The 23,199-nt window shown below is 58.7% G+C and carries 14 protein-coding genes and 4 pseudogenes; 8 read left to right on the plus strand and 10 right to left on the minus strand.

The annotated features are described in order from the left end of the window. Window positions 1-1,356 precede the first annotated feature (1,356 nt). Window positions 1,357-2,451, plus strand: a complete 1,095-nt coding sequence (locus BLW71_RS11905; protein WP_091796505.1) for an integrase domain-containing protein — start codon at window positions 1,357-1,359, stop codon at window positions 2,449-2,451. A 9-nt stretch (window positions 2,452-2,460) separates the two neighbouring features. After that, window positions 2,461-2,829, plus strand: coding sequence for a hypothetical protein (locus BLW71_RS11910; protein WP_091796506.1), 369 nt, complete (start codon window positions 2,461-2,463; stop codon window positions 2,827-2,829). Between the two features lie 58 nt (window positions 2,830-2,887). Here BLW71_RS11910 and BLW71_RS11915 read toward each other — a convergent pair. Next, window positions 2,888-3,843, minus strand: a pseudogene (locus tag BLW71_RS11915) (IS30 family transposase); the annotation flags it as partial. A gap of 164 nt (window positions 3,844-4,007) precedes the next feature. Here BLW71_RS11915 and tnpA point away from each other — a divergent pair. Together tnpA and BLW71_RS40830 are read left to right on the plus strand one after the other, a co-directional pair. After that, a pseudogene (gene tnpA, locus BLW71_RS11920) lies at window positions 4,008-4,405 on the plus strand (IS200/IS605 family transposase). Between the two features lie 393 nt (window positions 4,406-4,798). Beyond that, entirely contained in the window at window positions 4,799-5,116 is a 318-nt protein-coding gene (locus BLW71_RS40830) for a hypothetical protein (RefSeq protein ID WP_143048323.1), read from the plus strand. Between the two features lie 673 nt (window positions 5,117-5,789). Here the strand turns inward: BLW71_RS40830 and BLW71_RS11925 are convergent. The 5 genes from BLW71_RS11925 to BLW71_RS42235 form a co-directional block, all read right to left on the minus strand. After that, window positions 5,790-6,260: a hypothetical protein gene (locus tag BLW71_RS11925; RefSeq protein ID WP_143048324.1), complete on the minus strand. Its 471-nt coding sequence runs from the start codon at window positions 6,258-6,260 to the stop codon at window positions 5,790-5,792. 544 nt (window positions 6,261-6,804) lie between these two features. Beyond that, the gene (locus BLW71_RS11930) at window positions 6,805-7,467 is read right to left on the minus strand and encodes a nuclease-related domain-containing protein (protein ID WP_091796508.1); all 663 of its coding nucleotides are present in this window, start codon (window positions 7,465-7,467) and stop codon (window positions 6,805-6,807) included. A gap of 701 nt (window positions 7,468-8,168) precedes the next feature. Beyond that, a complete protein-coding gene (locus BLW71_RS11935; RefSeq protein WP_091796509.1) occupies window positions 8,169-9,152 on the minus strand; it encodes a hypothetical protein in 984 nt (327 codons plus the stop codon). A 3,221-nt stretch (window positions 9,153-12,373) separates the two neighbouring features. Beyond that, a complete protein-coding gene (locus tag BLW71_RS42230) occupies window positions 12,374-12,883 on the minus strand; it encodes a helix-turn-helix domain-containing protein (RefSeq protein ID WP_286161983.1) in 510 nt (169 codons plus the stop codon). 54 nt (window positions 12,884-12,937) lie between these two features. Then, a complete protein-coding gene (locus BLW71_RS42235; RefSeq protein ID WP_286161984.1) occupies window positions 12,938-13,252 on the minus strand; it encodes an integrase domain-containing protein in 315 nt (104 codons plus the stop codon). Window positions 13,253-14,235: 983 nt separating this feature from the next. Between BLW71_RS42235 and BLW71_RS11950 the strand changes: the two are divergent. The 3 genes and pseudogenes from BLW71_RS11950 to BLW71_RS11960 form a co-directional block, all read left to right on the plus strand. Next, window positions 14,236-14,728 (plus strand): annotated as a pseudogene (locus BLW71_RS11950) (glycosyl transferase); the annotation flags it as partial. A 172-nt stretch (window positions 14,729-14,900) separates the two neighbouring features. Next, window positions 14,901-15,848, plus strand: coding sequence for a glycosyltransferase family 2 protein (locus BLW71_RS11955; protein WP_091796511.1), 948 nt, complete (start codon window positions 14,901-14,903; stop codon window positions 15,846-15,848). 3 nt (window positions 15,849-15,851) lie between these two features. Then, entirely contained in the window at window positions 15,852-16,241 is a 390-nt protein-coding gene (locus BLW71_RS11960; protein WP_091796512.1) for a GtrA family protein, read from the plus strand. Window positions 16,242-16,616: 375 nt separating this feature from the next. Here the strand turns inward: BLW71_RS11960 and BLW71_RS11965 are convergent, their stop codons facing one another. From BLW71_RS11965 to BLW71_RS11980, 4 genes are read right to left on the minus strand one after another with little or no spacing between them, the layout of a single operon-like run. Next, the gene (locus BLW71_RS11965) at window positions 16,617-18,494 is read right to left on the minus strand and encodes a polysaccharide biosynthesis protein (protein ID WP_091796513.1); all 1,878 of its coding nucleotides are present in this window, start codon (window positions 18,492-18,494) and stop codon (window positions 16,617-16,619) included. A gap of 5 nt (window positions 18,495-18,499) precedes the next feature. Next, entirely contained in the window at window positions 18,500-19,531 is a 1,032-nt protein-coding gene (locus tag BLW71_RS11970; protein WP_091796514.1) for an MraY family glycosyltransferase, read from the minus strand. A gap of 7 nt (window positions 19,532-19,538) precedes the next feature. After that, complete coding sequence (locus BLW71_RS11975; RefSeq protein WP_091796515.1) at window positions 19,539-20,495, minus strand: UDP-glucose 4-epimerase family protein; 957 nt, start codon at window positions 20,493-20,495, stop codon at window positions 19,539-19,541. Beyond that, window positions 20,492-21,337 carry a glycosyltransferase family 2 protein gene (locus BLW71_RS11980; protein ID WP_091796516.1) on the minus strand — a complete coding sequence of 282 codons (846 nt, stop codon included), beginning with the start codon at window positions 21,335-21,337 and terminating at the stop codon, window positions 20,492-20,494. Before BLW71_RS11980 ends, BLW71_RS11975 begins: the two co-directional genes overlap by 4 nt. A gap of 364 nt (window positions 21,338-21,701) precedes the next feature. Between BLW71_RS11980 and BLW71_RS11985 the strand changes: the two are divergent. Further along, window positions 21,702-22,802: pseudogene (locus tag BLW71_RS11985) on the plus strand (UbiA family prenyltransferase); the annotation flags it as partial. Window positions 22,803-23,199 lie beyond the last annotated feature (397 nt).

A 23,199-nucleotide genomic window follows, 5' to 3' on the forward strand; every position in this document is an offset into this window, starting at 1 on the left:
ACGCTCACGTAGCCCGCGATATTCAGCCTTCAGGCCGCGAGGAAAGGACGACTTTTCAGAGCACTGCGCGGATCGGCCAATTTCTCGTTGGAGCACTTCGCGGACGCGGCCACGCTGTTTGCGTCGATCGTGGCGGCCACCTTACTCCCCACTGATGTACCGCGCTGAGACAATGCGGCTGTCACCGACTGACTACGATTCGCTCAACGATTGCTCAAATCTGCGTTGGCCAGACAACAGAATCTCTCTCGTCCCCCATTCGCAGTGACGTACGCCGCCAACCCGTTGGTCAGGCAAGGAAGCGCGCCAGGATGCGGGCCGAACGTAATCGCCGACCGTGGACTGGTGTGCGATCGAAGGTCACCACATAGTGTTGCGTCGTGGGCCACTCGAGGACGTTGCCCATGCTGCGGCGACCTGCTTTTTGTGCGAAAGCGACACCCCCCTTTTGCTATCTTTGCAGCTATGTTCTAATGATTGCAGTACCGTTCGCTCACGTCACGAGCATCGACCATTACCCCCCTTGCTGGGGGTTGGGGGGGTTTTAGCCCAATTTCTATACAAGCATTGCTCAGCCTCACGGCGAAGCAAAGCACTTTGCCAAGTTCGTGTTAGCAGCATCAACATGAATCGGGCGTGCACGGCTCAATCGAGCCAGAGCCTTTTCCAAAGCAAGAAGTTCCCACAGCGTCATTCGCGTGGTGCCTCTCTCACTCTTTCAGGCCAGCACGCGCAGTCGGTGTCGCGTCGCGACCAGTTACCGCCTGTGCGGTAAGTGATCGCTCGCCAACGGAAGTTCCGTACAGGCGAGTCTTTTCAACGTACCAGGGATTCGCTCCCTGACGCCTACGCCACAGATACGAGCGGTGTTCGTGACGCGGCCATGCCGCCAATGTCATCCCGATGTCGAGGAAGCATCTTCTCCTTGCGATATACAGCGCTGTATCCATCAAGACAAACCTTGCGATTCACTCATCTCCGGATGAAGGCCGCAAGCGCTCCAATCGCGGCGTCTGCTCCCATGACGGGTGCAGAAGGAGTGTCTTTGTCAGACACCCGCCACTCACCGCTCCCGCATTGACGCAATTCCTCTTCGCGGGCTTCCACTTTCCATCCAGAACCTGCTTTCACCAAGGACCTATCCGTAACCGGATCCCACAGCTCAACGCATTACCCGGCCCTCTCCCCGAATTCAATTGCTTACGTACGCGCTCGCCCCGCCCCGGCCAAGCCCGTCATTGCAGACATCCGAACGTATTCCGGATCTGTCACGAGCTCATCGTGACTGGGGCCGTGTTTGCCTCCCCCCGCGGGCGAACATGAGTTGACATGCGGGTCACAGCCGGGAGCTAGCTCATGAGCATGATGTCAAAGGCCATACACAATTCCGCAGTAAGCAGCAAAAAAGCAGGAGGCAGCTTTGCAACTCAGCAGAACAGGCGGTTCGATACAACAGGCCTTTTGCGCTTTGCCAGGCAGCTAGGGGAACTACGCGCATCGGTCAGTGAAATTCCGGAATGGGTGATTCATGCCTATGCCCAATACTGCATGGCGCAGGGCAAAACCGCGGGCACCCTTGCGAACATATTTTCGGCTGTTCGTGTCACATCACGCCTTGCCGGCCGGAACATTGACGAGGTGTGCAACAACAAGGAACTTCAACTCGTTCGACGAGTAAGGAAAGGGACAAAGCGGGCCCTGAACCCGACTGAAATTGACGAGTTGATCGGCAGAGCGAAAGGGATAGACCAAGGGCTCATGCACATGATATCGCTCGCACTGCATCTCGGCCTTCGACGCAAGGAGGCGCTGATGTGTGCACGCGATCTCGGAATGTGGCTTGACGCACTCGTGCGCGGCGATTCCACGCTTCCGCTGATGCGTGGCTCGAAAAACGCAAGGCCGAGGCAAGTGCGGATCATCGAGAGCGAGCGCCCGCAGACGATCGAAGCAATCCGTTCCGCGCTCGCGTACGCTCGCGAATACAATCTCGAATTGATTACTGGCAACGGCAAGACGCTCAGATCAGCAATGAATCGACTCAAAGCACTGCTCCGCCGGGCTGGTATGGTCGGGCCAATCAGCTTTCATTCACTTCGTTACACGTATGCGCTCAAGAATGCAGTCGAAATGCTGGAGGCGGAAATGGCCCCCTACGAGGTTTTGGTGGAACTCAGCGAATCGCTTGGACACGGCCCTACCCGCATCCAGATGATTCTTGGACACTACTGCCAGCCGATCCGGGAGAGGTTCGAGGGGCATATATCGCTGCACAATATCGAAGCCGATCGTCGCCGCCCACCGAGCAAACTACCGCGGGCGACAGCGCGCCTTCTGGCAAAACGCCGACATGGCGCGCTAAGCGGCTATCCTATCGGCCAACCCAATGGGGCGCACGATTTGGCATGTCCGGCAGACGACGCGTTAATGGAGCAGCATCCTTCCACTTGAGAGACGTCCATGTCCGATTCCTCGCTCTTGGAGCAGGTCAAGCGTTGCGCCGACAAGATCGGATGCAACGACATGATGCGCGCCATCATGGCCAAGGTCTGGCTCCAATTTGAACAGTCCATTGCTCCGTACCCGTCGTATCCATTCCGGCTGCAGGACCTTGATGTGGCCTTGCTTGCAGGCTTTGTCGAAGCGCGCTCGAAGCAATGCGTTGATGTTGAGCTGCTTCTCCTGGAAATCACCTGCATCAGGATGGTGCTGCTGGAATCCGGTTTCCTCCACAACCAGCTAACTGGACTCAGTGTTCGCGTCAAACGTCATCGGCTTGCCAATGATGAGAATGGTAAGTATCGGTTCGCAAAAACGCTTTGTATTTGACGGCGGTCTCAAAGGTGAAGCGCAACAGCGGGTAATGAATGGAAGCTGAGATTATCGCAGCGGTTGCAAGCATACGTTCGAAGACCTCGAATGGCGAATCAAATGCATGGGTAGCGCGAGGGCGGCAGTTGGGGCTGTCGGCGATGGCATCGAGTTCGTCCTGACTGTAGATCGAGAGGTGAAGTGCCCTTCGGCAGATACTGCCGCAGCAGCCCGTTGGTGTTCTCGCAGGTACAGCGTTGCCATGGACTGTGGGGATCGCAGAAGTACACGCACACGCCGGTGGCGGCGCTAAGCACCTGATGCCGGGTCATTTCCTACCCTGGTCGTAGGTTAAGCTCTGGCGCAGTGGGGCGGCGATCGAATTCAGTTTGGCAGTGAAGCCCGCCAGTGCCGAGGCGGCGGTGGCGTCTTCCATATTCACCAGCAGCACCAGGCGACTTGTGCGCTCAACCAGCACGTCGACGGAAGACTGGTTGCCGGCGCCCTTGATGAAGTCGCCTTCCCAGTGACCGGGCATCATCCGGTCCCCGACCTCAGGCGGGCGCACATGGATGCTCACCGTGTCGGGGATCTGGCCGCGCCAGTCAGTGCCACGCTTGCGTGACATACGCGTGCTGTGGCCGTGGCGCAGACAGGCTGTCAGCTGGAGGCGCAGTTCACCGCGTGGCTGGGCATACATGGCGGTGTAGATGGTCTCGTGCGAGACGTGCTGGGTCGGATCGTTGGACCACATGCGCTTGAGGGTACCTGAGATCTGCTGGGGCAACCACTTCCATTCCAGCAGGGTGAGTACGACGCGCCACGACACGCTTTGAGGGTGCAGCTTGGAACATGGGCGCGTAGCCTCACGCCGGCTCGCGCTGAGCGACTGTGCCGGCGCAGACGCATAGCGCACGGCAGAACACACGTGTTTCTGGTCAGCTCGCGGCTCACAGTTGATAGTGCGCGCCCGAGTGTTCGGGCCATGGCCCGAACACTCGAACCCTGCCGCTTCATACTTGCAACGGTCATGCGCTTTTCAGGCTGAAGCCGTTGGTACGTTCTTCTTTTTTGCACGTACGCACCTTCCACGAGGAAGGTGTTGCACTTCAGATTTGATCGAGCCCTCGAATTTGAAGAACTAGAGTCGTTCCATAGTCGCGAATATAATTTGATCTACGAACACTGGTAACGACATAGGACACGGACGCCACTGCGGTTTCTTGATACACGTGCATTTGGTCTTTGTCACCAAGTACAGGCGTGGCGTCTTCACGAAAGATATCCTCGACGATATGCGCGTTGTGTTTGCGAGCGTGTCCACCGCCGTCGAGGCCGAGCTAGTCGAGTTCGACGGCGAACACGACCATGTGAACCTGCTGGTGAACTATCCACCCAAGGTCGCCGTATCGGCGCTGGTGAACAGCCTGAGGGGCGTTTCGAGCCGCATGCTCCGAAAGAAGAACTACCCGAGCATCCGGCGCAAATTGTCAGGAGGTGCGCTTTGGTCACCATCCTTTTCGAAGGTAGCTGGGAAGGCGCTCCCATTGCAGTGATCCGTCAATACATCGAGCAACAGCGAACGCCGCACTGAGCACTCCAAAGGACGGCTATGCCGTCCGCGCTATCTTTCCCCGCCCTGAAGGGGCGAGGTTTGACGCGCACTAGATCAACGGCCGCCCCGCTGAAGACCAGCCTCGACCGGCTTATTAACGTATGATAGCCCCGCAATCGGACCGTAATCTAATGACGGGCCTGGCTGTGTTCAGGTAGGTTCACAACAATCGATTTGGACTACTTGAAAATGAAAAACTCCGACAGGTAGTCGCATCGGAAGGCTCCGTGACTGCTTCTGACAATGCCGCTCGCGTCGTCCCTCGATTACCGTTGATTGCCAGGAGCCGAAAGCAATATACTTCTCGACTGATCATTTCGATCAAGCCTTGCGAGCGGGTGCCCCTCACAGCGAGGCTTTCGAAAATAGAGAATGCGCACTGTTTGTCATGCTTTGCATTCGATGAAAGCCGGAAATATCCTCGAACCCGATATGACTTCCCTCAGAATTCTCGAGTATGAGGTGGCGAATATGAAAACCGCGGCCTGGCAATGCTTGCATACGAAAGAACCGGCGCGCATGCCAAGCCCTCCTGTTTCGCAACAATTTCCTGACGACTGGTTGTCCTTTGCTGACCACATTCGCGCAGCCATGCTTATCTCCTTCGGTTTCGAACGCGCCTGTCTTGAAAAACGCACGATAATTTTAAGTCCCTTCGCTGGTCGTCGCTCAAATCAATTCCGAGCCTAATGTAACCTTCTGAATGCCGGAGGCTAACGGCATTTGTGTTGCACTTCTGTCCTCATCCATTACCTCTTACCCCGGTGAGTATGGTGCACGATGTGGACAAGCACCGCTGCGGCATGCGAGGCATTGCCGCCGGAGGGCTGCCCCACTGCATGACCGGACATTGCGCGCCAGAAGCATCGAGCCGCGCCTGTACCGCCTGTCACAAACACGAAGAATCAACCACCGTCATCAGCTGATGAGCGCAAAATAGCCGATCCCGGAGAAGATGAGCACACTTGCGCCCGATGATGCTTCGCATCCTGATATCAGCTTAAGTTGGTGCACATGCGACCGCGATTGCCTGATGTTTCGCGCCCGCACCAAATGAATTCGAGCAACGGAGCGTTCAGCCACGGGGGAAAAGCACAGTATGGGCGAGCTCGTCGATTGCCTGCCGGGATCGCGGACGTCAAAGGTGTCGTCATCAGAATAACGGGCTTCGTAGCCGCGAACCTGGGGATGCCAGTCTCAGGCGCATCGCAGCCGCGAGTAACCATCTAGCGGCATTACTGCGGATGAGCCGCACCCGAAGTGCGGCTCTACTGACAGCCATCTGTTTGGCGACAACATACACACTGAACTTATGGGGAACTGCGACAATCAGCGCGTGATAGCCCAACGAGGACGACTATTCTTAAAGGCTATCGACGCCAAAGCTCCGATGCCCGACAATGAACAATACTACCGCCAATAAAAGAAGTATGACGGGCTCAAGAAGGGATGCCCAGTTCAAACGGTCGGCGGTTACCATTTCAAAGCATGCGCCAACTACCGCAAGCGCGCTGAGCGTATGTGCGAAACGACCGTTAAGTTTCCGCTGCCCGGCTGTCGGCGAAACCGGCCGCTCAACACCAGAAGAACGTTTCTTACGGGAAGCGGCATCGAAGTTAATGAAATAGCCGCCCTCCCGATCATGCTCCACCGGGAATCGAACGCTGCCGCATTCCGCCATGAACGATTTACGCTGATCGGATTGATCGAGAATTTCCATAAGAGATGACAAACGCGGCGGCAGAGTTACCTCAGCTGATTCGCGATCTAACAGGACGCGATCGGTAAGAACAGTCCCTCCTTCGTAGCACAGTTCAACAACGACTATTTCCATGAACCACTCCATGATGAAAATTAGTTTAATGACCGGGTCCGAAAACCCGATCAGCCGACGACGCTTCACAACACAAGAAAGACGCTGCTCCATAGAGAACGCTGTCGCGTTCCGGACCCTTACGAGATCATGAGTAATGGTCCCAGCGGGGAGAAAAAAGGGGGCGCCGAGAGGCACCTTCGCATAGGAGGCTTAGGAAGCAAGGACGACGCCCCATGGAAGGGTTCCGCTCGTTCCGGGTCGATGCGTTAGAAAACGCGGGGTGTGCAAGAAATATAGCCTCCTCCATGTCATTCATCGGGTGGAAAGCTGCGAAAAAGAGGGCGCCTTTCCCCGCGCAACGAGACAGCAGATGTCGTCGAGAGCGTGCTTGTGCTAGCTAGGATCCGCACCCGTCGGCAGACGCGTAGCCCGATGAAAAGCGTACCTGCCGATCAACGCCGCCGGATTCACGATACGGCCTCCGATACCGGTGCGCCCCTGGTTGTCGCTCACAACGCGTTTTCCCTCGCCATTTGGCTTTGTTGGCACCGCTGTGCATGCATCAACGGTTCCCCCAGTCCGCGCAGCGCCATTGCAAATGTGCGGCGATCATCCTGGAGTCGAGATGTCGAAAGTGACTGTCGCGGAAGCGGTTCAAGCGTGTGCGCATAAAATGGTGCAGCTCGGAACCTTGCAGGATTGTTTCCGGCAACGTGGGGTCAAGCGCGCAATTCTGGTCAGCAAATACGGCGATGCACCCAACCGGACAGCTGTATTCGCCGAGTATCGGCCGCAGGTGTCGCAGAGCCGGCTTTGCCCGTCGCAACGGAGAAGTTTTAACGCAGACGACGCCAGAGTTTTCACGCACGAGAAGTTCGTTTTCGTTCATCGAGCGCTTTACAGTTCCGATCCAATCGTACTGGTCGATGACGAACACTCCGAAGGGAGAGACAGCAAGACAATCTACCCAGGTCACCGGATTGAGCGTGCCCGGTGCGTGCTCCAGTACTACTCCGCGGCGTACAACGAATGCACCGTCAGACATTGCCTTCAGTGTCGACGCAACCTGTTTTGCTAACGGCAAACACAAACGACGTCGATGCGCGATCCACCCATCGCGGTTGCCACCCAATTTTTTCGGATTTTTCATCAGATCTCGATAGCAGGAAGCGTCATTTGAGGCATCCTGTGCCGAGAGAGAAAGCAAGGCCTTAACATGTTCCATTTTTCTCCTTTCGTTGACTGCAGAGCGTCGGCCAAAAGTTCACCTCCGGCCTGCGTGTATGCCATACATGTCTCATTAGTATTGCAAACGTATTGACTGAAGCGCGTGGGACAATGTGTGCCGTACGTTCGATTTGTGCAGAACAGCCCGCCTGATACGATCTACTCCACCTCCATCTGCGATCATGGTCACACGCGTCGATGAAGTAGCGAACCAAAGTCTCCAGGTGCTGCAATCCTGAGGTTGTCCATCAGGTCGTGGACTTCGAAGGTTGGCGAGTTCGCACGGTCGATTGACCGACCGCTGGCATAAGTCACATCGCTGAGTAGAACAAGTTTCAGTAACTTCAGCATGCCATGTGCAGTCGGAAGTCAAGGCAACGCTGCGGTAAAAGGAAGCAACTGAAGCGCGGTCTTCATCAGCCTTGTTATCTGCCACGGGGCAGCAGCCGTTAGCGTTTAATCCGTGACGAGCGGCAGCGTGAATGTGGACCCAACGAAGGATAGGAATGTGCCGCCTGTGAAGCAGGCAGGATTGGGGCAGATCGACGCGGAGACCGCAGCCAGGGCGGTGTTTTGAGAACACAGCTCCAATGAAGACGCCATACCTTCGACTGCACAAAGCTGCCAGAGGAAAGGTCGTCAACTATTCCGCATTCGGATTGCGCGCACGCGCTGTCGCACCCTTGAGACCAGGGGCGATCAAAGCCTGGAATGCGCTTTTGATACGCGGGAACTCTGCGCCTTCTTGAAGCCGGGATGATTGTGCAGGAAGCGGGCCAACTCGATAGCCCCGGGACTCACGGTAAGTTTCTTCACAACGCTGCGAATTGCGATCTCCAATTCGCGACGGTATCGGAAGAGGAATTCTGCGTGGTCGCACTCAATAATGAGTCGCTTTGTTCCCCTGCCCTTCCTGATGCGCACACGAGAAAAGTCTGATGGCTGGACGTTCTCGCCGTTAAACTCCCGAAGAACGGTTTCGGCGGTGGCCCCTTTCACTTCAGACCTTACACCTCTCGCTCGCTGCAGTAGCGCTTCTCTGCCCCACTCTTTGTCAAGCGCAAGGAGTTTCCTTCCGACGGCGAAAGTCAGTTCAGTCTCGCTGAAAAGAGCCGGTAGACTGTCCCTGAGCGCTTTGATGTACACGGCGTCGCGTATGTTCTTTCGGGAAATATTGAGCGCACGGGAGCAACCGCTGTAACTGGTCCATTCCCCTCTGGTAACACCGAGATGATATCGGTCGGAGATGGTCCTGGGTAAGTCTAGCGTCCTTTTCAGGATTCGATTCTCAGACTCGCGGGGCCAGGGCAATGCTCGCTTCGACGCGGACACTTGTCCTTTTACCATCGCAAGCACCGCCCTGCCTGAAAACTTGCTGCCAGCGGCAACATGCTGCCCAATTCGCTGACCCACGATTTCAAGGCCATCTCGCGCTATAACCTCGCGTATAACGCGCACCGAATAAGGGGTTATCTCAGCAGGCCTTTCGAACAACTCCATCAGCCCGTCTGGCAATACATCCAACTTAAGCGCCAACGACAGTTCCGCCCGACTGACGCCCAGCGCGTTCAACGCGCCCGCCTGCGTCGTCCAATTTCCCTCAGCGAGTCCCTTTTCATAGAGAAACGCAATAAGGTAGCAACTGCGTTTTTTGACTGGTCGAAGCAGTCCATTATGGGTCATAGTCCTATCTCACACTTGGCCTGGTACCGCAGTCTTCCGCAGCCACAGTATTAACGATACGCGACTCTGCGCGCGAATGACGACGGAATGGAGTGCAAAAACGTATCGCTTTCGAAAAAAAAGGACAATAAGCGGCTATAAAGAATCGTCACGCATTCACGCGCGTCCCGGGCGCAGGCACGACCTGCGGGCGGCGATGAACGGCGCTGCCCGCCTGTCACGCGAAGGGATCACGCGTCTGGACCTCATCCCGAAACCGCCGAATAGATTTTTTTGACGGCGCTAGGTTGCTACCTTTCGCCCGAGACGAGCGTCTCGCGTCGCTTAGCCGCTCCGCAGGCATATCGCCCTCGCACCACACCGCCGCTTTCCCCAGTTTTCGACGATTGGTGGGCTCTGCGCTTCTTCGACCTGGGGCGTGTGCCTCCCGGATAAGCACCGCCGCGTGAAACGTGTTATAGCCTGAGGCGCCACTGGTGGACTGACTGCATCGCCTTGTTTTGCTTGACAAAACAGAGCGATTTTCGAAAAACGGATTGACTGATCAAGCGCGCGAATTTCGCAAATCCGCGTCGCGCGCGCCGCTCGTGACATATGCAAGTCGCGGTTCACGGCCATGCATCAGCGCAGCCGGATCGACCGCAACGGCAGCTCTCCTGCACCAGAACCCGGCATGCTCGCCCAACCGATGCCGCTTGCATCGCAAGCCGCGGCGACCCGTCTTCACACTCAACTACACGATCAGGAAACGGCAATTGCCGCAAATACCTGAAAACGGGTCTGACATCACTTCTCTCTCTCAATCGTGCGCCGGCAGCCGCGTTGCGCCGGGCCGGTGCCTGTCACTGGTCGGCAACCAGTACGTAGGCGTTCGCCCATTGTACGAAGGCCGCGAAATACTGGTATTTTCCCGCGGGCGCGCTCGCGCCTCACGCGAAGGAAGCGATGGAACTCACTTAACTTGAGCAGTGAGGTGACGCCGAATCCGACCTCGCTCATTTCGTTGTCGATAATTGCGATAGTTTCAATCGGACACCGGAATTCGGCTGGCAGTAAACTCAGGAAGTGAACGGCGGGCGCGGCGTATGTAAGGGGACAGGGATGCGTCTCCGATTTTCCCGTTTCCGTCACGACGTGCAATCTGTCAGCATCCAGGCCCCGCGACACGCGCCCCGACCATTGGACATGTGTAATGACAACACACCAAAGTCGGACAAGACGACACAGTCGCCCTGAACATCGGGCGCGCAAACCCGCTTATCGTCAACACGGTCCGGTCTTCGCGCAGGGAGTAGCACTCCCCAAGTAGGGAAGCGAGCACGGCACGCAGCTTTCGCGAAAAATCGACAAACTTCTGGCGATGTTCCGCCACTGCGGGCTCTCTCGCGTATCGATTCGGATATCCGAGGATTGCCTGAACCGGCATAAATACGCGCGCGGGATGATGCACGCGTGCGCGAAATCGTTCGGTCATGGGCGACTCCTTGCGTCCGCATTCGGCGGAGGCCTTGGTTACGACCCCTCTCTGTGTCAACAGTGGTTATCGTAGAGTCGATTCGGCGACGAGACTCAGCAATGGTGACGATGTTGACAGGCCTTTCAACGACGCGGGTGGAGCGACAGTCATCCGTCGGTAGCGCAGAGCCGCTGCCGAGAAAAGGTTCGTGCCTGATGCAATCTGCTCCTCGTCAGCATGCTGGCGGCAGCGACTCACCATGCGACGGCCCCGCATGACCATCAGGACGTGCATGAGACAGCCGGTGAGAAATACTGCCATTCCGGCGAACTCGAAAAGTGTGAGATAGCGGACGGGTTCCTTGAGGCGACCGGTCATCAACGAAGATACCCGCTATTCGGCTGCAATGCCTGGAGCTTTGGACTGCAACGGGCACACTGCGCCATGACGGCTGCTGCGCGCATCGGGGGAACGGTGGCAAGGCAAAGCGCTGGCAGGCGGATAAGAACGCGCGAAATCCTGCCAGGTATGTTGTCCGAAGCTACAACGATGGCTTGCCGACAAGCAGACCATTGCGGCATGAAGATAAATGAGCGGCAAATCGTGGGAGCCAGACGAAGTTGCTCGCAAGATTTCCGAACCGGCAGCCTCGCACGGAAGCTTCGCAATTGATCAGCGCCGGGTCAACGAATTCCCAGGAGGCTCGATGATGCCGACGCGATGAAGGCTGACGCCGCTATCCAACGGTAGCTTTCATCCGTTGGAGCCGCCCAGCAACAGCGCACAGTGATCATCACGCGGGATTACCGTCCCGAGAGGTAACGATCTCATTTAAGCCGGACGCACCGAGGCTTGAAACTGGGAATTGTTTAACGGACAACGTTCCAGGCTATAACGCGTTACGGCGACTTTGAGATAAAGAGGGCGATTTTCGGCGTCTTTCGCCCAGCTTCTGTAACTGAATGCTGCAACGCGAGTCGGCTCGGGGTTCTTTCGATCGGCTGATGACACGCCGCAACTTCGGGTCGAGCACGGAGCAAGCGGAGGGCCAAGGTTCCGATATGGGCACAGTTCGACCACCGCTCTCGAGGTCAGAGCAGCTGCCCCGTACCGCCTGCCGGGCACGGCGGGCAACGTCTTCGGTAACTGACCATTGCACCTTGCAGGACCTGCTAGCCGGCAATCCCGTCCCAACTGCCCTGGCTTGCTGTGCGCGCTAGCCACCAGTAGAGCGCACGCAACGAAACACCGAAGAGATCGGCCGTGGCGCACGTGGGCGCACGTGAGATTTGCGCGCACACCAGTTGGTTATATTCATCCGAGATCTGGCTTTCCCGTTGGCGTCTCTGTGAAGAATACCGCGGCTTCTTCACGTGCGTCGCGAGCCGTACCGAGCTTCGTCAGACCTTGGTCCCTAGGAAGTAAAGCGCGGCAATTATCGGAAGGGACACGCATTGGATAGCCTCAAGCAGCGCACCTGCATGTGCTCACATGATTGTTGCGGCCGACATGATCAGTTGCGTCCACGCCGCGGATCAAACCGTCCGTCTAACACTTCACACCCGCCAGTTCGACCGCAAAAGGTCTCATCCCTCCGCATCCGTGAAATAACCGCTCCGGTCATTCACAGAAGACATCCGATTTAGCTGGCCGCTCGCTCACTGTAGCGGCGCTGGCCATGACGCGGTCGGGCCGCCGCCGTCATGCCCCGGCTGTGTCAAGGAAGCCAAGTCAACAACTCAATACAGATCGGCAATAGTCTCCTTTATGAGTCAGTGATCAGAGCCGCGGTGTATTTCGCCCAACACGATCGAGCCCTCGCGCGCGAGCGGCGCTGCCGGCCGATTGGGGCACTTCGCCAGAGGATTCGATAAAGGGCTTGCCTGGAAATGTTGAGGCTTTTGGCTGCGTCGGACTTGTTGCCGCTTGCGGCAAAAACGGCCGCTATCGCCTCTTCGGGAGAAACGACGGGCCTGGAAAGACGTTCAACGGTGGCAAATGTCGAAACGTATGCGGTAGCCTTAGCCGCGAGGCTATGTCCTGCCGCCTCAACAAGCCGTTGCATCGCCGCCTGGTGGAGCACAGGGTCAGGGCGATGATCGGGCCGCTTGATCGGCGTCGGTACGCCGGTTACCTCTTCATACATCCTTTGCAGGTAAGCGTGGCGCAGTCCATGAACCGTAACGCCCTTGGCGCCGCGCGTAATCCGCTCCTTTTGCAAGATGTGGTAGAAATGGCGGTACCACTTCTTCAGTGGCCACGGTTCCGGGATCATTGACCCTGTGCGGGGGTTGGAGAGCCTGGCGGCACGGATAAGCACCTCCTATTGCTACTCCGCATCGATTGGAACGACACGCGACCGTCCGCCTTTGGTGCCATCAATCACGTGAAGGTGGCCCGAAACGCGAAGACACTGCAACGGACGCAACAGAATGCTTTCCTGTGCACGCAGGCCAAATGCTGCCTGAGGCTCCACTTGGATCGCGACCCACCGGTCGCGTCGGCATAGCCGTGCAATCACATCATCGAGATCGACCTTCGCCGCGTACCATGACTTGTCTTCCTGAGCAACGTAATAGCGACGATACCCTTCGGGACGCTTGATGTAGTCGTCTACTGTGCCTACGAATTGGTGCTTTTTCATCCACGCGGCGAGCGTGCGCCAATATGTCAGCTTGTTCTCGACCGTCCCGGGCGATTGTTCCTTTTTCGTTAACCCAAAGGTTCACAAGTTAACCGATGTGTTTCTCTGCGAGATTCCATGGCGACTGGATCGCGAAGCCGCCTTTGCGAAGTTCGCGGAACCCTGCAATGAGACTTTGGACGCGGTACTTCTGGGTTTTGATTGATATCGCATGGGATGCAACGCGGGTTTTGCTATGCGCTTTCGACAAGTGTCGCTGAAAGAGTTCGGTAAGTTCGTTCGTGAGCCGCTGAGGGAGTCTGGCGTTTTCCGTCAGAGCCGAGAAGTTAACTTGGATCTTCACTGTCGTCTTTGGCGAAAAGGGCGTTCTCCCCTATCAAAAGGGCGCCGCGGGTTGGTGCGGAACTGCACTCTTTGCTTTCCGGGATCTTAGAGATCAGAGAGTTGGTTCACCCGGCTCAGGGAAGCACTGTCGCCTGACGATCCTTGGTCCGGCCTCGGCCGAGGCAAGGCTACCTGACCGCAGGTGCACGCCTGTCGAGCCAAGCAATTCTTCTTGCGCTTTTGTTTTTCGGCTGCGTGTGCCGACAGGAAGGGGATAAGAAATCCGCACATAAAGTGCAAGTGATTTCCCGTCTGGGAAGCTTGCTCACCGCCGTCGCATTGATACCGGATCGCGTGAGTCAGGCTTGGCTTGTCTGCCGTTGACAGAAAGGAAATTTGGATGTTCGCCATGTCTGCACTAATTTGTTCTCAGTCAGTACAGGATTTGCATTTTGGTCAAGAAACCAGCCTCACTACGTGTCGTGGAAGACTCAGTTTCCCCACGAGACATGCCAGGCTGTCAGTAGCGCCGCTACGAGGCGAGAATTGGGCGCCCAACAGGCGACTAACTTAGGAATGGAGTGCGTTGCACTCAGGTCGATGCGTCAGTGACGCGGATAGGTGGTACGGGCTTGGGTATATGGCGTTGCTAGATGCACGACCGTGGCACAGTGTCCGCGTCACTGATCCTGATGGGTGCGATGATGAGCTTGCTCATCTAAACTACCGGTCGCCATGATTTTCTCGGCGACGGCGGCGCATACTTCAATCGCGCGATGCTCGCCGAACTACCGATTAAGCGGACATGTGCGATCGGAAGGTCGGCGTGGTATCCGGTGCTGCTCTTTACATATCCGATCTTCGAGACCTGCTTCTCGATCTACCGGAAGAAATTCATTCGCGGCATGTCGCCGGGCATTCCCCAGGGCGAGCATTTGCATATGCTCGTCTAAACGCGGCTGATGCGCTTGGGGGCGGTGCGCGCACCGCGCATGAACTGACGCGGCGTAAGTCGTTGACGTCGCCGCACACGCTGCATCTGTTCTGTTTCGTGGTGATGTTCGCCTCGGGACAAATGTCTGGCTCTACATGAGTATCGTGTGCTTCGAGTCACCGCGGTGGACGGTGGTGCGGAATGCCAAATGGCATTAAGAAAGCACTCGAATGCGTGTCTTTCGCTTCGCGTTGCGACGGGAGAGAGCCAATTTTCGTATGCGCTACCATTGAGCCATTCGCCAATGCGCCCAACTTCCGCAACGGGTTATGCAGTCGGCGAAGATTAGTACGCTGCACTTTCGACCGTCAAACCAGGACATAATTGCCAATGCAAGACTTCAATCTAGGCACCGTCGCCATCGTAATTCCCTGCTTCAACGAGGCAGCGACGATTGCCACGGTGATCCGCGATTTTCGACGCGCGCTTCCTGAGGCATCCATCATCGCGTTCGACAACAATTCGACGGACGACACGGCACGTGTCGCGCGCGAAGCGGGCGCGGAAGTCATCGAGGTGCCACTGCAAGGCAAGGGCAACGTCGTGCGCCGCATGTTCGCGGACGTGGAGGCCGATGTGTACGTGATGGTCGACGGAGATGCAACGTACGACGCGTCCGTCGCTCCCGCGTTGGTCGGCAAGCTGGTCGAGGAGCGGCTGGACATGGTTGTCGGCTCGCGCGTCACCGACGAACAGGCCGCTTATCGTCTCGGCCACCGCTTCGGCAATGTGATGCTGACGCAATGCGTGGCGGCGATTTTCGGCCGCACATTCAAGGACATGCTGTCGGGCTACCGAGTCTTTTCGCGCCGCTACGCAAAGTCGTTTCCGGCACATGCATCGGGCTTTGAGACCGAAACGGAATTGACCGTGCATGCGCTCGGCATGCGGATGCCCGTGGCCGAACTGCCCACCCGCTACATCTCGCGCCCGGAGGGTTCCGAGAGCAAGCTGAACACCTATCAGGACGGCTTCCGCATTCTGATGACCATTTTCAAGCTGGTGAAAAACGAGAAGCCGTTTGCGTTCTTCACGGTCGGCTTCACGATCTGTGCACTGCTATCTATCTTGCTGTCCATTCCGGTGTTCAGAACCTACATGGAAACCGGGCTCGTACCGCGCCTGCCCACCGCGCTCCTCAGCACGGCGCTGATGTTGCTCGGCGCCATCCTGCTGATCTGCGGCCTTGTTCTTGACACCGTGACGCGTGGCCGAATTGAGGTCAAGCGACTGGTGTACCTCGGCATCCCCGCGCCACACAAGCGGGAACGAGCTTAGTCCATGCGTGCCCAATTTTTCAGGTTCGCCATCGCCGGCGCTATCGGCTTTCTGGTGGACGCCGGCGTGCTGTACGTGGCACTGGCGATCGGACTTGGGGCTTACGCCGGTCGCGTCGTCTCGTTTCTTTGCGCGGCCTTCACGACTTGGCAGATCAACCGTCGGCTGACTTTCGAGGTCAAGCGGACCGGCTCGCTCTGGCGTGAGTGGTTACGCTATCTCGCCGCCATGTCCGTGGGCGGCGGATGCAACTACGGAAGCTACGTGGTCGCCCTGCTGTTCCTGCCGAAGGTGCCGATCGCTCCACTCATCGCCGTAGGCGCAGGGTCCATCGCCGGGATGTTCGTCAACTTTGCCTTCGCGAAGCTGTGGGTATTTCGTGCACAGCATTGACGCCGAGGTCTGGCTGCCGGACGACTTGCGCGTCGCCTATCGCTCGTGCTGCGTTTTGCTGTGCCGCGCCGCCGTCAAAACATGGCGGCGAGCCGCGTCCAGACGGGCGCGTCCTAGTCAAACACAGACATGGACTTCAGAATGGAGACTATCTGCTCGGCCCCGGTGCAGTCGCCGAACAGACATCACGTCGACACTCGCACCGGGTGTCATGCCGAAGTCGGCGAGTCCCGCATCAGCATCTCACAGTGTTGCCCGACTGAGAAGGCAGGTGTCGAAATGTTCGAGCGCTGCGCGCAGCGCCTACATGACCGAAATGACCTTGATTGCTTCCGGCCTCGTGCCGGCGAACACCATGACTTTTTTCTTTGCCATTCAGGAAGCCCGCGTGGCCGGTGCCACGCTATGCAACGCCGGCGCGGCAGCCGGCTGATACTCCGGCACCCAGCGCCGCAGATCGCGGCGCACTTCCTGGTCGCTCGGCACACGATGTTGCATCAGCCACGGCAGCAGTTCGTCGAGAAGATTGTCGGGCGTTTCACGCGCCTGCGCGATGCGCAGTTTCGGATGCGGCGTGCGCGTGGTCGCTTCGTCGTCGGCCAGAAGTTCCTCGTAGAGTTTCTCGCCAGGACGCAGGCCCGTGAATACGATGCGGATATGCTCCTCGCTGAAACCATACAGGCGGATCAAGTCGCGCGCCAGATCGACGATCTTGACCGGCTCGCCCATATCGAGGATGAAGATCTCGCCGCCATGCCCCATGCTCGACGCCTGCAGCACGAGTTGCGATGCTTCGGGAATCGTCATGAAAAAGCGCGTGATCTCAGGATGCGTGACCGTGACTGGCCCACCCTTCGCGATCTGCTGTTGAAACTTGGGAATGACGCTGCCCGCGCTGCCGAGCACATTGCCGAATCGCACAGTCTCGAACTGCGTCCGCGTGCTGGTCTGCTGCAAAGCCTGGCAAGCCATTTCCGCGAGCCGCTTGCTCGCGCCCATGACGTTGGTCGGATTCACCGCTTTGTCTGTGGAGATCAGCACGAAGTGCTTCACGTCATGGCGAATCGCCGCGCGCGCGACACGGTACGTGCCCAGCACGTTATTGCGCACCGCCTGCCACGCGTTCAGTTCTTCCATCAGCGGCACGTGCTTGTAGGCCGCAGCGTGAAAAAGAATGTGCGGCGTATAGCGCGACAGCACCTGGTCGAGCAGCAAGGAATCTTTGACGTCGCCGATCACCGGCACCACGGAGAGCTTCGGGAAACGGTCATGCAACTCTTCCGTGAGACGGTACATCGCGTACTCGGACAGATCGAACGCGATCAACTGAGCAGGTTCGAAGCGCAGAATCTGCCGGCACAACTCCGAGCCGATCGAGCCGCCCGCGCCGGTCACCATCACCACGCGGCCGCTCAACAGCGCTTCGACGTGCGGCATGTCGATGCGTACCGGCTCGCGCCCCAGCAGGTCTTCCAGATCGATCTGACGCACGCGCGACAGGAACGCTTCACCTTGCGTTAGCGTGGTCAGCGCGGGCAGCACCATGGCCCGCACACCGGCGCGCACGCACAAGGTCGCTACGCGACGCTGCGCATCCACTGATGCCGACGGGATCGCGATGATAGCGTGCTCGACCTTCATGTCCGTGGCCCAGCGCTGCAGGTCGCTAATCGGCCCCCACACCTTGTAGCCGTAAATCTCGCGACCCTGCTTGGCCGGATCGTCGTCGAGCAGCCCCACCAGCCGCCATTCACTCGAACGCGACAGTTCACGAGCCAGGCTCGCGCCCGCGTTGCCCGCGCCGAGCACCACCACCGGCTTGCCTTGCCCGACCAGGCCGCCGTATAGATAGAACTCCTTGGAGGCGCGATAAAGCGCGCGTGAGCCGCCCATGGCGAGGAACAGCAGAAGCGGAGAGACGACCAGCACGGAGCGCGGAATGATCGGGTGCGGCTGGACCATGACCGCCACCATCATCATCACGAAAGCGCCGGCCAGCACCGCTTTCGCGATGCGCATCAGGTCCGGCAGGCTCGCAAACACCCACATGCCCCGATATAGGCCGAAGATGCGGAACATCACACCGTAGACAGGGAGGGCCCAGAGCAGGGTTCGGACGGCGCCGGACCAGAACTCAATCGGAACGTAACCATTGAAGCGGATCAGGTATGCCGCGAGCCAAGCGCCTGCGACTGCGCAAAGGTCGAAGGCGAAAGCGCTAAATGATAGCCATGAGGCTTTGTGTCGAAACATCGGCGTCACACCTCAGGTTGTTCGGAATCTGCTATCCGGAATCGACGCCAGCGTGAATCGACTCCGATACCAATCAATACCAGCACGATCACCCATACGCCCACGCTACACCATTGAAGGGCCGAAGACCAGTCAAGCAACACGACAGCAAGTACTATACCAGCCGCCATTACTGCATACCATAGGATGGCTGTCTTCGAATGCCCAAGTCCGTACTGGACCATGCGTTGATAATAGTGCTCGCGATGCGCCTGCCAGATTTTCTCGCCGCGCAACAACCGTCGCAACAGCGTGACGGAAGCGTCGCCGATGAACGGCGAAAAAACCAGTGCGGGAAACCAGATCGGCCAGACGCCGTCGCTCCAGCCACAATAGCCGAAAGCGCCCGCCAGAAAGCCGAGCGGAATCGATCCGGCGTCGCCGAGGAAGATTTTCGCGGGGTGGAAGTTAAAGAGCAGAAAACCCGCGGCAGCGCCTGCCACGGCGGCCGAAGCCAAGCTGAGCTCTGGTGATGGATGCGCGGTGAGCGCGGCCCCAACGGCGTAGCCCGCGAAGCCGAACAGCGTCATGCCGCCGGCCAGGCCGTCCGCACCGTCCATAAAATTGTAAAGATTGACCAGCCAGAGCAGTAAAAACGACAAGGTCGCCAGCAGCCACAGCGGCGCAGGCGCGGGGTGCGCCCAGACGAAGATCGCCACCGCGGCCAGGTGCGCGGCGAACCTGACCCGCGCGGGCAGTCCGCGCCGGTCGTCGATCTGCGAGACCGCCGCCAGCACCGCAGCGCACAGCGCGGCAAGCCAGAGGTGCGGCGCAACGATCAGCGTCGCGACGACCACCACCGGAACGATGCCCCAGCCGCCCACCCGCGGCGTGGGCCGCGTGTGCAACGAGCGGTCGTTGGGAATGTCGGTGGCCAGACGCCACGCGAGGCCGGTCCTGAGCAGCGTCCACAGGATCGCCGCGCAGGCGCAAGCGGAGCCGAGCGCGATCAGGATCACGGTCGTCCAGCCCGGCATCGTGGAAGGGGACATCAGCATGCGTGCCTCAATGCGTGGATCGGTACCAGTGGGCTGTCGCGGCCAGCCCTTCTTCGGTGGAATGCGGCGCCTGCCAGCCCAGCACCGTGCGAATCCGGCTGGTGTCGAGCTGCAATGAGCCGACGAGCCGGTCTACTTGCGCCGTACGCCCCGTCAGGCGGCCGGCGAGGCGCAGCCAGCTCTCGGGCACGGGCAGCAAGCGCGCCGGCCGGCCAAGGTGGCGGCCAAGCGCGCGCGCCAGTTCGGCGATCGTCAACGCGTCGTTGTCCGCGACGTGAAAGCACTGCTCGGCCGCGCGCGCATCGGTCGCGCAATGCACCAAAGCGTCCGCGAGATTGTCGACGTAGATGAGGCTGCGTCTTGCGCGAAGCGCGCCGAGCGGCAGCGGTACGCCCTTCCACACGGCGCTCATCAGGCTCAGGAAATTAGCCCGCACATCAGGACCATAGACCAGCGGCGGGCGCACGATCACGATCTCGAGGCCAGTCTCCGCACCCAGCCGGATCAGCGCTTCTTCGGCAGCGCGTTTCGAGCGACCGTACGGATCTTGCGGCGCCGGCGGATCGTCTTCGCGCACTGGGCGGCCCGAATCGGCTTCGGTCATCGCCTTGATGCTGCTGACGAAGACAAAGCGCCGCACGCCGTGCCGCCACGCGGCGCGCGCGACACGCAGCGTGCCCTCGACATTGGTCGCCTGGAAAGCAGCCTCTGGATCGGTGGCGTCCTCGAGCATGACATGCACACGCGCCGCCAGCTGCACGACGCAATCCACTTGCAATGTCGCAGGCCAACCTGCGTCGATGCCCGCGAAATTCACGCTAGGGTCGACCCATTCGTCCACACCGCGTTCGCGCTGCATCTCCCGCCGTACAAGGCCGGTGACCGTGTTGCCGGAGTCACGCAACGCGCGGCACAGCGCGCGGCCGACAAAGCCGTTGGCTCCCGTAACGAGCACCCGGCTCATAGCCACTTCCAGCCGAACCGGTCAAAGAACTTGTACGCCGAAGACATGAACATGCGGATATGCACAGAGCCTTTGCGCGCTGCACCGCCGCCGTGATGCAACACGCGCACCGCGGGCGTGTAGACAACGCGGGTGACGTCATGCGCGCGAAGGCTCAGATCATAGTCTTCGAAGTAAAGGAAATAGCGGGCGTCGAAGCCCGCCAGCTGCTTCAAGGCCGTCATGCGAAACAGCATGAAACAGCCGCTGACGATCGGTGGATCCCACACTGTGTCGCGCGCATTGATCCGGTCGCGCATCTCGTAGCGGGCGAGTCGGCGGACAAACAGTCGACGCATTCCCGAGGGCAAAAAGCCGCGTACAAACAGATCGAGCAACGTGGGGTACCGTCGGCACAAGAACTGCTGCTCGCCATGCTCGTCACCGATCCATGGCGTGATAAGGCCCGCTTCGGGGTGTGCATCGAAAAAATCGAGCGCTTCGCGAAGCGCGTCGCTTGCCAGATCGATGTCGGGATTCAGCACCAGGTGATAACGGCTGACACTGTGCTCGATCGCCAGATTGTGGCCCCTGCCGTAGCCTACATTGCCCTGTCCCGCGATGATCGTGCAAACGATGCCCCGAGCCTGGAGTTCCTCCAGCGCAGCCGGGAGGTCGGGCAGACCACCGTTGTCGACCAGATACAACGTCACTGGCAGTCGGGGCCGGCTGGCGTGCAGCGCATCGCACGCGGCGGCGAGCCCCGTGAGCGTGGACACTAACTGTTCTGTATCCGGGCGATAGACCACCACCGACACGGACAATCCGTCGGATAAGGGATGCAGAGCTCGCGTTTCTTTCATGTGGAACTGCGTGCCTTATTGTGGGCACTTCAATGGGCACTTCGGTAGACACTTCGAAAAAGTCGACGTTGCGTGGACGCAACAGACCCGCAGTTTGCTCAAATTTTCGCTGTTCGGCAACCCATCTTTCCCTTTGTTACGCCCGGCGCCATTTCATCAAACCCTTTAATAGGGTTTGATCCGGCTGGCCTCCTCGGAATCAGGCACCTTATCCGCAAGGTTGTGCGCGCTATCACGGAATAGTAAAGTAACGTCGCCAAACTCCGGCCGTTAGTAACTGGACGAAATTTAGGTCTTCAGCTCAGCGCCACAGGCGGCAGCCGTCCGTCCGATAAATCCGACAACCGCCCTCAGGGCAGAATGAATGCGCGGTAGACCACTCGTCGTCGACCTTGATGGCACATTGATTCGCTCAGACATCCTGATCGAGTCCGGATTTGCCTATCTGAAGGCAGCCCCGCAACGCTTTTACGAGCCGCTGCTGTGGCTCACGCGCGGCGGCAGGCCGGGTTTGAAAGCGCGCCTCGCCGACGCGACGAACGTGGACGTCGCCGTGCTGCCCTACGACGCCACTGTCCTGCAATGGCTGAAGGGTGAACGCGACGCCGGCCGCTCGCCGGTGCTGGTCACGGCAAGCCACGAACGTTACGCGCAAGCCATCTCCGCCCATCTCGGCATTTTGGACAGGACGTTCGCAACGAACTGCAGCACCAACCTGTCCGCTCACAACAAGCGCGATACGCTGGTCGCCGAGTACGGCGAAAAAGGCTTCGACTATGTAGGCAATTCGCATGACGACATAGCGGTCTGGGAATCCGCCGACCGCGCGTACGTGGTGAATCCGTCCAATGGCGTGGAGCGCGCCGCCCGTAAGATCGGCAACGTGGAGCGGGTGATCGAATCGTGTCCTCCCGCCGCGAAGACCTGGGCCAAATCGCTGCGCCTGCGTCAGTGGCTGAAGAATCTTTTGATCTTCTTGCCGCTGCTGGCCGCGCATAAGTTGTCGTCGCCTGAACTGACGCTCGCTGCCCTGTTGGCGCTTCTCACCTTCGGCTTGTGCGCCTCGAGTGTCTATGTGCTTAACGACCTGTTCGATCTCGAGGACGACCGTCACCGCCCGGTCAAACGCAAACGTCCGCTGGCGTCCGGCGCACTGCCCCTCACATGGGGACTCGCGCTCTTTCCTGTCCTGCTGGTGGTCGCGTTCGTCACGGCGTGGCTATTCCTGCCCTGGCAATTCACCGCGGCGCTGTTCGGCTATTACGTATTGACGCTCGCATACTCCACGTTCCTGAAGCGCCAGGTGATGGTCGACGTGGTGGTGCTGGCCATGCTGTACACGATGCGCATCATCGCCGGCACCGCGGCGGTCGACGCGCAACTGACTTTCTGGCTGCTCGCCTTCTCGATGTTCATCTTCCTGAGCCTCGCGCTCGTGAAGCGCTACGCCGAACTGCTGTCAATGCCGCCCGTAATTTCCCCAGAAGGGGGGGGTGCGGACGCAATCGTGAACTCTCTTAAACGCAGAAGCTAGGTGCGCGAAAACTAGCGCTTACTATCGACGAGCGGTTGCCGGCACTGGAAGACGGTCTAAGCTGGCTAACACTGATCAACACCTATTCGGTCCAGGAGCGTTTGGGCGACTACGCGATTCTTCGCAAAGGCCGAGTCGCGGCACCCGCTTCGCTTAAGCCCATTGAGCGCGTAGACACTATGCCCGGCCAGAATATTGCGGTTCCGGCCGAAAATGCTCCCGTGTGGGCGAGGCTCAACCTGATACCTTCGCTCGCGGGGCGTGTTGTGAACATACTGTTCGCGGCACCCGAGGTGCACATCGAATTGTCATTCGCGGACGGTCGGAC

This window comes from Burkholderia sp. WP9, from assembly GCF_900104795.1.
Taxonomy (GTDB): domain Bacteria; phylum Pseudomonadota; class Gammaproteobacteria; order Burkholderiales; family Burkholderiaceae; genus Paraburkholderia.

Excerpts from the sequence above, each read along its gene's own strand:
- BLW71_RS42235 (WP_286161984.1), bottom strand. The coding sequence starts at position 13,252 with ATGAAAAAGCACCAATTCGTAGGCACAGTAGACGACTACATCAAGCGT.
- BLW71_RS11935 (WP_091796509.1), bottom strand. The coding sequence starts at position 9,152 with ATGACCCATAATGGACTGCTTCGACCAGTCAAAAAACGCAGTTGCTAC.
- BLW71_RS11980 (WP_091796516.1), bottom strand. The coding sequence starts at position 21,337 with ATGAAAGAAACGCGAGCTCTGCATCCCTTATCCGACGGATTGTCCGTG.
- BLW71_RS11930 (WP_091796508.1), bottom strand. The coding sequence starts at position 7,467 with ATGGAACATGTTAAGGCCTTGCTTTCTCTCTCGGCACAGGATGCCTCA.
- BLW71_RS11910 (WP_091796506.1), top strand. The coding sequence starts at position 2,461 with ATGTCCGATTCCTCGCTCTTGGAGCAGGTCAAGCGTTGCGCCGACAAG.
- BLW71_RS11975 (WP_091796515.1), bottom strand. The coding sequence starts at position 20,495 with ATGAGCCGGGTGCTCGTTACGGGAGCCAACGGCTTTGTCGGCCGCGCG.
- BLW71_RS11965 (WP_091796513.1), bottom strand. The coding sequence starts at position 18,494 with ATGTTTCGACACAAAGCCTCATGGCTATCATTTAGCGCTTTCGCCTTC.
- BLW71_RS42230 (WP_286161983.1), bottom strand. The coding sequence starts at position 12,883 with ATGATCCCGGAACCGTGGCCACTGAAGAAGTGGTACCGCCATTTCTAC.
- BLW71_RS11905 (WP_091796505.1), top strand. The coding sequence starts at position 1,357 with ATGAGCATGATGTCAAAGGCCATACACAATTCCGCAGTAAGCAGCAAA.
- BLW71_RS40830 (WP_143048323.1), top strand. The coding sequence starts at position 4,799 with ATGCGCACTGTTTGTCATGCTTTGCATTCGATGAAAGCCGGAAATATC.
- BLW71_RS11955 (WP_091796511.1), top strand. The coding sequence starts at position 14,901 with ATGCAAGACTTCAATCTAGGCACCGTCGCCATCGTAATTCCCTGCTTC.
- BLW71_RS11925 (WP_143048324.1), bottom strand. The coding sequence starts at position 6,260 with ATGGAAATAGTCGTTGTTGAACTGTGCTACGAAGGAGGGACTGTTCTT.
- BLW71_RS11970 (WP_091796514.1), bottom strand. The coding sequence starts at position 19,531 with ATGCTGATGTCCCCTTCCACGATGCCGGGCTGGACGACCGTGATCCTG.
- BLW71_RS11960 (WP_091796512.1), top strand. The coding sequence starts at position 15,852 with ATGCGTGCCCAATTTTTCAGGTTCGCCATCGCCGGCGCTATCGGCTTT.